General features: G+C 48.8%; 12 protein-coding genes. 2 read left to right on the top strand and 10 right to left on the bottom strand.

Translation table 11 applies throughout. From position 1 onward, the window contains the following. Positions 1–169: 169 nt before the first annotated feature. From KU855_RS03020 to KU855_RS03055, 8 genes are all read right to left on the bottom strand, one after another. Positions 170–1105 (bottom strand): Dyp-type peroxidase, encoded by a 936-nt coding sequence (locus KU855_RS03020; protein WP_218528876.1) that lies wholly within the window; start codon positions 1103–1105, stop codon positions 170–172. A 107-nt stretch (positions 1106–1212) separates the two neighbouring features. Further along, the gene (ggt, locus tag KU855_RS03025; RefSeq protein WP_218528877.1) at positions 1213–2895 is read right to left on the bottom strand and encodes a gamma-glutamyltransferase; all 1683 of its coding nucleotides are present in this window, start codon (positions 2893–2895) and stop codon (positions 1213–1215) included. Positions 2896–3037: 142 nt separating this feature from the next. Next, positions 3038–4111 (bottom strand): ABC transporter ATP-binding protein, encoded by a 1074-nt coding sequence (locus tag KU855_RS03030; protein ID WP_218528878.1) that lies wholly within the window; start codon positions 4109–4111, stop codon positions 3038–3040. After that, the gene (locus KU855_RS03035) at positions 4108–5736 is read right to left on the bottom strand and encodes an iron ABC transporter permease (protein WP_218528879.1); all 1629 of its coding nucleotides are present in this window, start codon (positions 5734–5736) and stop codon (positions 4108–4110) included. The genes KU855_RS03030 and KU855_RS03035 overlap by 4 nt, the downstream gene beginning before the upstream one ends. A 51-nt stretch (positions 5737–5787) precedes the next feature. Beyond that, entirely contained in the window at positions 5788–6771 is a 984-nt protein-coding gene (locus tag KU855_RS03040; protein WP_371316317.1) for a Fe(3+) ABC transporter substrate-binding protein, read from the bottom strand. A gap of 213 nt (positions 6772–6984) precedes the next feature. Further along, positions 6985–7584 carry a glutathione S-transferase N-terminal domain-containing protein gene (locus tag KU855_RS03045; RefSeq protein ID WP_218528881.1) on the bottom strand — a complete coding sequence of 200 codons (600 nt, stop codon included), beginning with the start codon at positions 7582–7584 and terminating at the stop codon, positions 6985–6987. Between the two features lie 4 nt (positions 7585–7588). Continuing rightward, positions 7589–8329, bottom strand: coding sequence for a ferredoxin--NADP reductase (locus tag KU855_RS03050; protein ID WP_218528973.1), 741 nt, complete (start codon positions 8327–8329; stop codon positions 7589–7591). Between the two features lie 87 nt (positions 8330–8416). Next, positions 8417–8965: a DUF5610 domain-containing protein gene (locus tag KU855_RS03055; RefSeq protein ID WP_218528882.1), complete on the bottom strand. Its 549-nt coding sequence runs from the start codon at positions 8963–8965 to the stop codon at positions 8417–8419. 282 nt (positions 8966–9247) lie between these two features. On the opposite strand from KU855_RS03055, the gene KU855_RS03060 reads away from it, so the two are divergent. Further along, the gene (locus KU855_RS03060) at positions 9248–9442 is read left to right on the top strand and encodes a hypothetical protein (RefSeq protein WP_256260851.1); all 195 of its coding nucleotides are present in this window, start codon (positions 9248–9250) and stop codon (positions 9440–9442) included. 64 nt (positions 9443–9506) lie between these two features. On the opposite strand, the gene KU855_RS03065 is transcribed toward KU855_RS03060, so the two are convergent. Beyond that, positions 9507–11303, bottom strand: a complete 1797-nt coding sequence (locus KU855_RS03065; protein WP_218528883.1) for an ABC transporter ATP-binding protein/permease — start codon at positions 11301–11303, stop codon at positions 9507–9509. A 182-nt stretch (positions 11304–11485) separates the two neighbouring features. Here KU855_RS03065 and KU855_RS03070 point away from each other — a divergent pair, with 182 nt between their 5' ends. Beyond that, positions 11486–11659, top strand: coding sequence for a hypothetical protein (locus KU855_RS03070; RefSeq protein WP_218528884.1), 174 nt, complete (start codon positions 11486–11488; stop codon positions 11657–11659). A 40-nt stretch (positions 11660–11699) separates the two neighbouring features. Here the strand turns inward: KU855_RS03070 and aroG are convergent, their stop codons facing one another. Next, complete coding sequence (gene aroG / locus KU855_RS03075; RefSeq protein WP_218528885.1) at positions 11700–12764, bottom strand: 3-deoxy-7-phosphoheptulonate synthase AroG; 1065 nt, start codon at positions 12762–12764, stop codon at positions 11700–11702. Positions 12765–12864: the final 100 nt, after the last annotated feature.

Consider the following 12864-nt stretch of genomic DNA (forward strand, 5'->3'; position numbering starts at 1 on the left):
GACGATTGATATGAGTACGCGCCAAAGCTTCTGAAAGTTGCATAAAAAAATCCGATGACAAGGGGTCATCGGATTTTGATCCTTTCAGTGAGATCGTCAAGCGATCTGTCTTAACTGATCGGCATTACCCACTGGGTGCGTTTTTTGTTAATGCCAGCGCCCGGTAAGATCAGTCAGCGTCTCGTAACAACAGATCTAACGAGGGAGCAAAAAACGACGATCCCGTGACCGCACGAGTAAAGTGCAATAAATGGTCGTGATGCCCCTGTTCATCGCCATGGATCATACTGCGCAGCATTAATTCAAAATGACTCGGCTCACGGCACACAGAAATAAACATCAAGCCTTGGTGCTTCATCGAACCATAAGGCATGCTTTGACGTAATATTTCAAGGCTATTGCCTTGGGCATCTTTTAAGTTGACCCGCTTAATATGGCTGGTTAATGGTTTGTCTTCGCTAGCGTATTCAATATTATCCTGCTTGGTTCGACCAATAATATCTTCTTGCTTCTTTAGCGCCAGGCGTTGCCATTTTGGCAACATATGCGCATATTTTTGCACATGAATATAGCTGCCGCCTTTAAAGGCTTTATCTTCATCGCCCACTAACGCGACGGCCTGTCGGTGCTGACCTTTCGGGTTTTCAGTGCCATCAACAAAACCGGTTAGATCTCGGCTATCTTGATACCTAAAGCCCCGCTCTTCATCCACCAACTCGACCAAGCCATCGAGCATTTGACAGCATTCATTGCCAATTTGATGCAAGATATCGTAGCGATCGCAACGCAAGTGCACAAAGACATCATATTCCAATGCCGGCGCCTCAGTATGGGCGGCGGTCATGGCGGGAAATGCCTGTAACTTAGCTGGGCGCGAGTTAGGATATAAGGTATCCCAGTAATTGGCACCGATGGCAATAAAGCCATTAAAGGCACAATCGCTATGGGTATCAGCACTTTCAAATATATGCTGGGCGACTGAGGCTAAGGTGCTTCTTAACGCTTTTTCTGCACCATCATTGGCACTCAACATCAAATAGATGCTATGAAGGTTACCTTCAGCACATATCCCAAGTTGCTCACGAGGCATAAGCTGGTTATCCATAATCATTGCATTCCTATCAAAGTCATTTTTCCATATTATCAATAACTTTGACTATGCACGCAGTATAAAGATCAAAACAACTAAGAGAAGTGTGAGCCTGACCACACTCAGTATCCCGCTGCCTGACCATCCTTACGGCTTTCTGAGGCCGCCATATACGCCTTTGACACTGGGTGAATCGCAATCGCTTGATAACCGCCAAATACCCCAGTGTCATCCCTGAGTTGATGACCTTTGGCTTGCAGCGCTCGTCGAGTGGCAAAGGGGAATCCCGATTCGAGGCTAACCACCCCGCCATCTGACATCTGCTCCCCCGTCGGCTGACTCGATCCTGAGTGTACAATCCGCGGCGCATCTCCAGCTTCTTGAATATTCATGCCAAAATCTATCATGTTAATCACAATTTGCGCATGCATTTGTGGTTGAGTCGCCCCGCCCATCACCCCAAAACTCATAAAAGGAGCGCCATCTTTAGTAATAAACGCAGGAATAATAGTATGAAACGGACGTTTGCCAGGGGCATAACTGTTCGCTCTGCCCGGCGTTAAATCAAACAATTGACCACGGTCTTGTAACACAAATCCCAGCCCTGTCGGAGTCATACCTGAGCCCATTCCGCGATAATTACTTTGGATTAAGGACACCATATTGCCTTCACTGTCGGCCGTGGTCAGATAGACAGTATCGCCATGTTCCAGCCCCGGATGACCGGCATCGACAGATTTGGCCGCCTTATTTGGCTGAATAAGACGACTGCGGGCTTGGTTATAGTGCGCCGAAATTAATTCGCTCACAGGCACCTTGGCGAAATCCATGTCAGCATAAAATTTAGCCCTATCGGCGAATGCCAGCTTTTTGGCTTCCACAAATAGGTGCACATATTCGGGGCTTGTTTGGCCTAAGCCTGCGATATCAAAAGGCTCTAAGGTTTTCAAAATTTGCAGGGCGGCAATGCCTTGGCCGTTAGGTGGCAGTTCCCACACATCATAGCCCCGGTAATTGGCCGAGACTGGGGTCACCCACTCACTGCGATGATTGGCGAGGTCTGCTAACGATAAATAGCCACCATGTTGCTGTAGATAGGACACAATACCCTTGGCGATTTCCCCTTGATAAAAGCTGTCACGGCCCTGTTGCGCTAATAACTTGTAGGTCGATGCTAAGTCGGGGTTACTAAACATCTCCCCCTCTGCCGGCATCTGACCATTAACCATATATGTTTCGCTAAAACCGGGATACTTCGAGAGTTTAGGCGCACTTAGCGCTAAATAATGGGCCACCACTTGGCTGACAGGGAATCCCTTGTCGGCATAGTGAATGGCGGGGGCTAAAATGTCTGTCATTGGCAGTTGGCCAAAGCGCTGATGCAAGCTAAACCAAGCATCGACAGCTCCGGGGACGCTAATAGGTAACACGCCATAGGGCGGGATCTGACGGATCCCGAGCCGCTCGAACTCTGCAGCCGTGAGCGCCATCGGACTTCGCCCTGAGCCATTAAGTCCATACAAACGCTTATCTTTAGCGCTCCACACCATGGCATATAAATCGCCACCGATACCGGCACCGGTCGGTTCAACAAGTCCAAGCATGGCATTGGCGGCAATGGCGGCATCGATGGCATTACCGCCTCGACGCATCACATCTAAGGCGGCTTGGGTGGCAAGTGGCTGACTGGTGGCCGCCATTGCGTCACTGGCGTAGATCACTGAACGAGTGGCAAAGGAGGCGCCACTAATTCTATCGACTGCGGTAGCGGCAGCTGACCACAGCGTCAGTAGCGCCACCAGCATAGCGCGCCTGCAATTTAATCGACAATGTGTCTGCATAACACCCCCGCTGTTCAAAATAACACCAGAGATACTATGACGCCAAGTGATTAATAAATCACGAATTGATTGTTATAAATAACAAAAAATATCGAAAAGCCAGACATTATTGCGAAGGAAATATGATTAAGGGATGACGAAGCACCTCAATGTCGACCCGCGCCCCCAGTTCAAACGGCTGTGTGGATCTCACCTGCCACTGCAACTCACCCAGCGCCACTAAGTAATCACAACCATAGCCTAAAAACTGCCGCTGGATCACTTGCCCGGCGCCTTGTTCATTCGCCGTCAAACGCAATGACTCAGGGCGCACAAGCAACTGCCCTTGTGTGCCAATGGCTTGAGCCAAAGGCTCGCTGCTGACGACAACTCCTAAAGGAGAATCAACCTGATGCTCTGTCATCACAGTGACATGGGCGTAATTCGCTTGGCCAAGATAATTGGCCACATAAGGCGATGATGGCCGCGCGTACAGCGACTGAGCTGGGCCTTGTTGCAAGATACTGCCTTGCGCCAAAATAGCCAGCTGATCGGCAAAGGCAAACGCCTCCTCTTTACTGTGAGTCACAAATACTGCACTCACTTGTCTTGCCTTGAGAATATCCCTGATCTCGCTCATTAGCGCTTGGCGAACTTGTGCATCGATATTGGAAAAGGGTTCATCCAGTAACAGTAATCGTGGTTGGTAGGCTAAGGCTCTCGCAATGGCGACCCGTTGCTGCTGGCCGCCAGACAATTCATGGGGATAACGATGACCCAGCCCCTCTAACCTCACTAACGCCAACATATCATCGACGATGGCCTGATAATGAGCTTTCGGGGTGTTGCTTAAACCAAAGACGATATTGTCGGCGACATTGAGGTGAGGAAATAATGCATAATCTTGAAAAATCATCCCCATACCGCGCTGCTCAGCGGGGACAAACTGCTCAGGGCTACACAAGGTTTTGCCTGATAATATCAAGGTACCGGCACTCATCGGCTGCAAACCGGCAATGGCTCGTAACAGCGTAGATTTTCCACAACCACTGGGACCGAGCAATGCCAAAATTTGTCCCTGCTCGAGCACTAAGCTCAATTCATGTAACACCGAGACCCCTTGATAGTGACTGCTAAGCTTATCAATCATCAGCTCTACGGAAGGCGAATGGATCACTGTGGGTGGAATAAGGGCACTCATTTTTGCTCCATCGAACGATTCAAAATAAATAACGGGAGTAACCCAACTAATACAATCACAACGGCCCCTAAGGCGGCATGTTCTAGCTGTTCATCGGACACATACTGGAACACATAGGTCGCCAAATTTTCATAACCTATGGGACGCAATAATAAGGCGGCGGGAAGCTCTTTCATGCTTTCAATAAACACCAGTAACATGCCAGCCAAAATGCCTTTTTTCAGCAAGGGCAAGTGCACCTTCAAGAATAACCCTAATGGCTTAGCGCCCATGGTCAGCGCCGCCATATCAAGGCTGGGGCTTATACGCTTGTAGCTGCCTTCAACACTGCCAATGGCAATCGCGGCAAAACGAATGCAAAACGCCAACACTAGCGCAATTAAAGAGCCCGTGAGCAGTAATCCCGGTTGAGCTAAGCCTAGGTATCTCAAGCTGTCATTGATGGCAAAGTCGAGCCAAGTTAATGGGATAAGTACCGCAATGGCCAGAACCGTGCCGGGCAAGGTATAACCTAAGGTTGACACTCGCGCCGGCAAAGCATCCAACGGGCGTGGGCTAACACGACTGACAAATTGCAAGCATAATGCCAGCAAAATACATAACAGGCTGACAACGATGGCGAGCGATAAACTGTTAAGGCTATAACGCCAAAAATCACTGTGCCAGCTGACCTCGAAATAATCGATACTGTAGTGCAGCAACACCAACATAGGCACAATAAACGCGAACAACAATAGCGTCAGGCAATATGCGCTGATCAACCAGCCCTGAAGCCTTGGCAAGGTCTGTAGCGCCATACTGGCGCCTTGGCCTGATTTTTGAAATAACTGTTGTTTGCGGCGAGCAAAACGTTCACTGCCCACCAACACCAACACCAATAATAAGATCATCATCGACAACCGCGCGGCGGTGGTCATACTGCCATAACCTAACCAAGCATCATAAACGCCGGTGGTTAAGGTGGGGACAGCAAAGTAACTGACGGTGGCAAAATCGGCGGCGGTTTCCATCGCCACCAAGGACACGCCGACAGCTAAGGCAGGTCTTGCCAGAGGCAATGACACTCGCCAAAAAATTTGCCAGCTACTGGCTCCCATCACTTTGGCCGCTTGCGGCAAACTAATGGATTGTTCGGTAAAGGCGGTACGACCCAGCAAATAAATATAGGGAAATAATACTAGTGCCAACATCACTGCGGCGCCGCTTAGCGAACGCACCTGCCAAAAGCTGTAATCTTGCGGTCCTTGCCACTCAAACAACCACCTTAACCCGCGCTGAACCGGGCCAGCATAGTCGAGTAAGTCGGTGTAAATATAGGCGACGATATAGGCAGGCATAGATAAGGGCAGTAATAGCGCCCACTGCAGCCAGCTGCGGCCAGGGAATTGGCAACGGGCCACCCAAAATGCGGCAGGCAAAGCCAAGACTAATGCCCCAACCGCGACTAACCCCACCAACATCAGCGTGTTGATCACATAATCAGAGAGGACAGTATTCGCCAAATGCCGAAACACATCATGGCTCGGTGCTAAAGATTGGACCGCGAGCGCCACCAGAGGTGCGCAAATAATAAAGGCAATCACCATGGCGCTGAAAGACCAGCGCCGCGACAGGGTAAGAATCATGAATCTTCCAAATACAACAGCTAAATCAGATGATTAAGCTTTTTTGGCAGTTTACATATCAAACTTAACTTCATCCAGTAGTTTCACCGCTGCACTGTGATTGTCGGCCAATGCCTGAATAGGCAATGCATCTTCGGTAAATTGACCCCAAGATGCCACCATCTCGGACGGTTGCACTTTAGGATTGACCGGATACTCAAAATTCACTTCGGCATACTTGGTTTGCGCCTCGGCGGAAGCTAAGTATTCCATCAAGGCTTGCGCGCCAGCACGGTTAGGCGCATGTTTGGCCATGGCCATACCAGAGACATTAATATGGGCACCGCGATTGCTTTGATTGGGGAAGTTAATGGCAACGGCTTGCGCCCAAGCTTGCTGATTCGGGTCCATCATCATGCTGCCGAGGTAATAGCTATTGCCGATAGCAATATCACATAACCCTTCTTTTACCGCCTTCACTTGAGCGCGATCATTGCCTTGCGGACGCTGCGCTAAGTTGGCTTTTAGGCCTTCTAACCAAGCTTTGGTATCCGCTTCACCATGGTGAGCAAGCATCGATGCCACTAAGGCCACGTTATACGGATGCTTACCACTGCGCGTACAGATTTTACCTTTAAACTGTGGCGATGCTAAATCTTCATAATTAATATCAATCGCCCCTAAACGCGCTTTTGACGAGTAGATATTGCGCACCCGCTTGGTTAACGAAAACCATAAATCATCAGGTGAGCGAAATTGCGCTGGAATGGCGGCATCGATAATAGTGCTGTCCAGCGGCTGCACTAAGTGCTTATCCACTAACTCCATTAAGCGCGAGAAGTCAGAGGTCAGTACGAGATCCGCCGGAGATAATCGACCTTCACGCGTTAAGCGCTCGGCGATACCATCTTTGGCAAACACCACGTCCACCTCAATGCCCGTCTTAGCGGTAAAATCTTGCAATATTGGGTCAATCAGAAACGGTTGACGATAAGAATATACAGTCACACTGTCTGCTGCCAGCGCAGGAGCCGACGACATCATGACCGCAGCCATCACCACCCCAGATAGTACTCTCATTATGAACAACTCCTTGTAATCTCACTCAAGCTTAATGCGTATGTGAATGATAATAATTATCAATTGTGACTGATAGTAAACTAAACCCTTCAGCCTTGTAAACACATCTCGGCAGATTTTTATGGTCAAAAAAAGCTTCGGGCCGTTGCCGACCCGAAGCTTTTCAGTGCTGCCGTCACCGAGGCGGTGTTAACTCGGACGCGTATCTGCAAATACCGGTAACGGGCTCAATGCTTGATGCCACTTAGCAACCGCAGGCACCACTTTATGCCAGTCTAAATTTCTGTGGCGAAAATCGAGATAATCGAGCAAGCACACCAAGGCGATACGCTCGGCGTTCAGTTCGCAGGCGGCAATGATGCCGGAATGTTCAATTTGCCTGAGGCTTCGCAGCAAGCTTTGCTCATAACGACCGCGCCAAAAATCCGAAGCTAACCCTTCGGCGGCGCGCATTTGCTCCTGCCTTAACGCCACTGCGGCATCTAACATGCCGATCACTAATGCATATTGACATTGACGCTGCCACTCAGCCCCAGGCGCTGCAAATAAACTGGCATGATTAGCCGAGTGATCGATAAAGCGTGCAATCACTTCACTATCAAATAACGCACTGCCATCACTGAGCAATAAACAGGGGACCTTGCCCAAAGGATTGGCTTCTAACAGACGCTGACTATTATCAAACGGATTGACTAACTCAAGTTGCATGTCGGTGATATTTAACACGCCCGCCATCACTCGGATCATACGAGCATAGGGTGATGCCTGAGAATAAAGTAATGTCTTCATAGTATTACCAATATTTTTCCAGAGTAATATTACCGGGGACGCGACGAAGATTTTTGGTTAAGCCTCGGCTCAGTAAATAGTTATTCGCATCCGCCACCATCTCGGGGTTACCACACAGCATCACCTGAGAATCTTCTGCATTTAAGCTCACTCCCGCAGCCGCCTCAATGGCGCCAGAGGATAAGCCCTCAGGAATGCGGCAATTTAAGCCACCCGCGTAGGACTCCCGAGTCACACTGATCACTAACTTAAACTGCTGCGGGTATCGTTGTTCCAGTGCGCGTAATTGCGTTAAATATGCTAAATCTTGGACTTGCCTCACCCCATACACCAGCACAAGCTTTTCAAACTTGTGCCAAGGTTCATCGGTCAGCATCATTGAGATAAAGGGACCCACGGCGGTGCCAGTAGAGAGCAACCACAAGTGTTTGAATCCTGCAGGCACCTCTTGCAACGTCATAAAACCTGCGGCGCTGGCGGTGATGTCTATTTCATCTCCCACCGCCATCGCGCGTAAATGTGGAGAGAGCTCACCGCCCTCTACCGCCACGGCCAGTACTTCACAATAATCTTTACCCGGTGGGTTCACCAGAGAATAGGCTCTGGCAATGCGTTTATCATCGCGCACTCGGCTCAGCTTAATAAACTGGCCAGCAGTAAAGTCCGTGATCCCTGGAGTCAATTTCAGCGAAAATAATTTGTCATTCCAATCAATACGTTCAAGCACTTTTGCCGTGACCCACATACTGTTTCCCAACTCATCAATGATGTTGTCAGCATAAGACACATTTTGAGCTGACCACAAGCGCAAAATTTCATCATTCATTTATTATTATTGGTCAAACTCGCTAAGCACTCGGCTGATGTCATGCTGAATAGATTCATACGCTTGAGTCATCGCCTCAAGTTGTGCCTGATCCAAGACGCCCATTTCTTGCAGGCTCTTTTTCGCTTGGTTCATTCCCCGCTCAATGGCATTGAGTAATTGCTGACCATACTGTTGCAGTGGCTCTCCTGATGTGTCTTGCGCCGCATGATACAGCGATGAATGAGCTAACTGCTGTAATTTATCCGTGGTTGATTGCCATGATGATTGACTAACGTCCTGCGCTTGAGAATACGCGGCCATTTGGCCATGCGATTGTTGCAGTTTCCCGACTTGCTCAGCTATCGATTGCGCGACCGAGGCAAAAAATAAGGCACTGGGATCTTGCTGACTCTCTAACTGCACTGCCATGGCCACCGCAATGTCGGCCTGCAGTAACTGGCGACTGAGCAGTTTGCTGCTGGTGCGATAATCGGCAATGGTGACAGGGTCGCCAGGACTGCGACGAACCGCAGTGTCACTAACGGCGGTTGATTGGGGCAATGAAGTGTCCATAGTGCCTGCCTAAGCTAATGCCTTTATGTTCTTATCGGCCAGCCTAAAAAAATCTACACCCCCATTTACACAACACTAGCAACACAGCAAAAACACCCAAACTCAAACCAAAAAATACAAATCAAAAACAACTAGATAACTTAAATAATTAACCAGCAATTTGATTTGTATTTATACAAAAATGTTTATATCATGCCCCACGAAAGGTGCGCAAAGTCACATTGATGCGCATTTTTGCGAGCAGGAGTTATCTGCCGAATTATCAAAGGACATTGAAACCACATGAATACCGAACCCATGATTTCTGTTAATAAAACTGCTAGCGTGAGTTGCCGAAACTGCCGCCGTCTGACAGAGCTCGAAGGTCAAATGCTGTGTTTACGCCAAGGTCAGATTTTTCATTTAACCAAACTCAATAACGATGCTCATCCACTCATTTGTGACGGTTGGCAGCAACATGGCGACCAGCACGGTTAAGTGGATGATACGCTGACTGACCGCGCATCATCGCCCCTAGCGTTTTGCTTGGCTGTTCTATGACTTATTGCTTCCCCTTCCCTTGTGCTTGTTGATGCTGGATGTGCCAAAGTTTGGCGTAATACCCATTTTTGCTCAATAAGTCATAATGATGACCACTTTCGACAATCCGGCCACCGTGCATAACTAAGATAGTGTCGGCATCAACTATGGTGGATAATCGATGTGCAACCACCAAGGACGTTCGCTTGTGCGCAACCGCATTAATCGCCTGTAAGATGGCTTGTTCGGCGCCACTATCCAACGATGATGTCGCTTCATCAAACACTAACATTGGCGCGCCTTTTAAAATCGCTCTGGCAATCGCCACCCGCTGCTTCTCTCCGCCTGATAACTTCATGCCACGCTCGCCAACTTTAGTGGCCATACCTTGAGGTAAACGCTGAATAAAGTCGGCTAAATAGGCCATCTCTGCCGCCGCGCTCACCTCACGGTCGCTGGCTGTCGGTCGACCGTAACGGATATTTTCTAAAATCGTGTCATTAAACAGGACGGTATCTTGCGGCACGATAGCCAATGCTTGCCTAAGGCTTTGTTGGCTCAAGTCACGAATATCCACGCCATCGAGACTTATTCGCCCGTGGCTAACATCGTAGAAACGGAATAATAGTTTGATTAAGGTCGACTTACCCGCCCCCGAATCCCCAACCACGGCCACCTTAGTGCCAGGGGCGATATCAAAACTAATATCGCACAATATCTGTTGCTCGCCATAGCCAAAACCCACATGCTCAAAGCGAACATGACCAGGGCCGGCAATGGCGTTAATGGCATGCTCGCTATCCACTACTTTCGGCTTAAGGGCTAATAACGCAAACATACGCTCAATGTTCGCCAGTGCCCCGCGAATCTCTCGGTAGACAAACCCCAAGAAGTTCAGCGGTAAGAACAGTTGCAGCATAAAAGCATTCACCAACACAAAATCACCAATTGTCATATCGCCTACGGTCACCTGCTTGGCGGCCATATACATCATGATGGTCATGGCGGCGGCAATAATTAATGCTTGGCCGGCATTGAGCACCAATAAGGATAAACGATTATTGCGCTTGGCACGCTCCCAGCCGGCTAAGGCATTATCATATTGAGTGGATTCGTATTGCTCATTATTAAAATACTTAACTGTCTCATAATTCAGCAAGCTATCGATAGCGCGAGTATTGGTATTCGAGTCGGCAATCGCCGCATCACGGACATAGTCGGTACGCCACTCAGTCACCACCACAGAAAAGGCACCATAGGCCACCACCGCCAATAAAATTAACAAGGCAAATGGCCAACCGTATTGATCCCAAAAAATACCGATGACCACCGCAATTTCAAACAGCGTCGGCACGATATTGAAAATCATAAATCGCATCAAGAATGAGACTCCACTGGTGCCGCGTTCAATATCGCGGGACAAGCCCCCCGTCTGCCGATCGAGGTGAAAACTGAGATCTAAGCGATGCAAATGATCAAACACTGCTCGCCCTAAGCGCCTGATCGCTCTTTCGGTGACCCGACCAAACAAGGTATCGCGGATCTCTCCAATAATCACCGAAATAAATCGCAGCGCCCCATAACTCAGCACTAAGGCGAGCGGCACCATGAGGGTGCCTATTACAGGCTTATCACTTAAGGCATTGACCAAGTCTTTTAACACAAACGGCATGGCGATAGTGGCTAACTTGGCCGCGACCAGGCATGCCAGTGCTAATAATACCCGCCCTTTAAACTCCAATAAGTAGGGCCACAACAAGCTAATAACTGACCAATGTAATTTCGCAGGGCGCGGATCGGTGGAGGTGACAGAACGCATATGACCCCTTGGCATAAATGATTAATAATCGCGCAAACACAGGGAATACAACCCGTTTTTGACTAGCTTTTGATTTTACAACACACAATAATTTGATACGATTTACCTACCTAGCGTAAACTAATTTGATACAAAAATATCGCTAGATAATGCAAACAATAATAATGAGTTGAAGGAAAGCTATGTTGGACAATGCAAAAGCCATGCATCCACCCTTACCCCTGATTAAAACATGGGTATGGATGATGCTCGAATCAGGTAACCCAGAAATTGAAGATAAAGGACGCAACAATTTAATCGCTTCATTTGGCAGCCTCGCTGAAGCGAATCGTTATTTAAGCGAACACACCCAATAACTCCCCAAGCATTTACCCTCAGGGAGTGAGGGGATGCTAATTATGACTGATGAGCCGCTCGTCTCATTTGAATCCCCTGCGCTAATCTAGCTAACACCTGCTCAGTTGCTTGCCAGCCAATACAAGCATCGGTAATGCTTTGGCCGTAAGTCATCTCTTCAAGGCATGTCAGTGGCTGATTACCTTCAACTAAATTACTTTCGATCATCACCCCAACGATAGCGTCTTCGCCCGCGGCTAATTGCGCGCAGACATCTTCTGCCACCACCAATTGGCGGCGATAATCTTTTTGGCTATTGGCATGGCTGCAATCAATCATAATCTTGGCGGGCAATTGCGCTTTGACTAACTGCGTTTTGATATCTTGAACATCCGCCGCACTATAGTTAGGCGTCCGTCCTCCACGCAAAATAATATGGCAATCAGGGTTGCCCTTGGTCGATACAATCGCCGAATGACCAAACTTAGTCACCGATAAAAAGTGATGGGGGGCCGCCGCCGCACCGATGGCATCGATAGCGACTTTAATGGTGCCATCAGTCCCATTTTTAAACCCCACCGGACACGACAATCCCGAGGCCAACTCGCGATGCACTTGTGATTCGGTCGTGCGAGCGCCAATCGCACCCCAACACATGAGATCGGCCACGTATTGCGGGGTGATCATATCCAAAAACTCCCCAGCGGTCGGCATGCCACTGTGATTCAGTTGCTGCAGCAACTGCCTTGCCGTACGCAAACCATCGTTCAGCTTAAAGCTGTTATCTAGATACGGATCATTGATTAAGCCTTTCCAGCCAACCGTGGTACGAGGTTTTTCAAAATACACTCGCATCACGATATTCAAATCCGCTTGATACTGTTGGCGCAAGGCCAACAAACGCTCACCATATTCCAGCGCCGCTGCGGGATCGTGAATCGAGCATGGTCCTATCACTACGAGCAACCTATCATCATGCCCTTGTAAGGATGATGCGATCGCAGCTCGAGCCGAAAATACCGTCGCAGAGGCCGCTTCGCTAGCAGGAAATCGCTCAAGCACCGCAATCGGGGGCAGTAATTCTTTAACTTCGTTGATGCGTACATCATCATTTTGAAAGTGCATGGCTAATCTCCGTTACGGGCAGCAGATATTGGCGACCTAGATAATCTAGGCCGACCTAGCAATTTAACCAGCAGGAGATCTATTTGCAACCAAACGGGCA

Source organism: Shewanella sp. NIFS-20-20 (genome assembly GCF_019209865.1).
Lineage (GTDB): Bacteria > Pseudomonadota > Gammaproteobacteria > Enterobacterales > Shewanellaceae > Shewanella.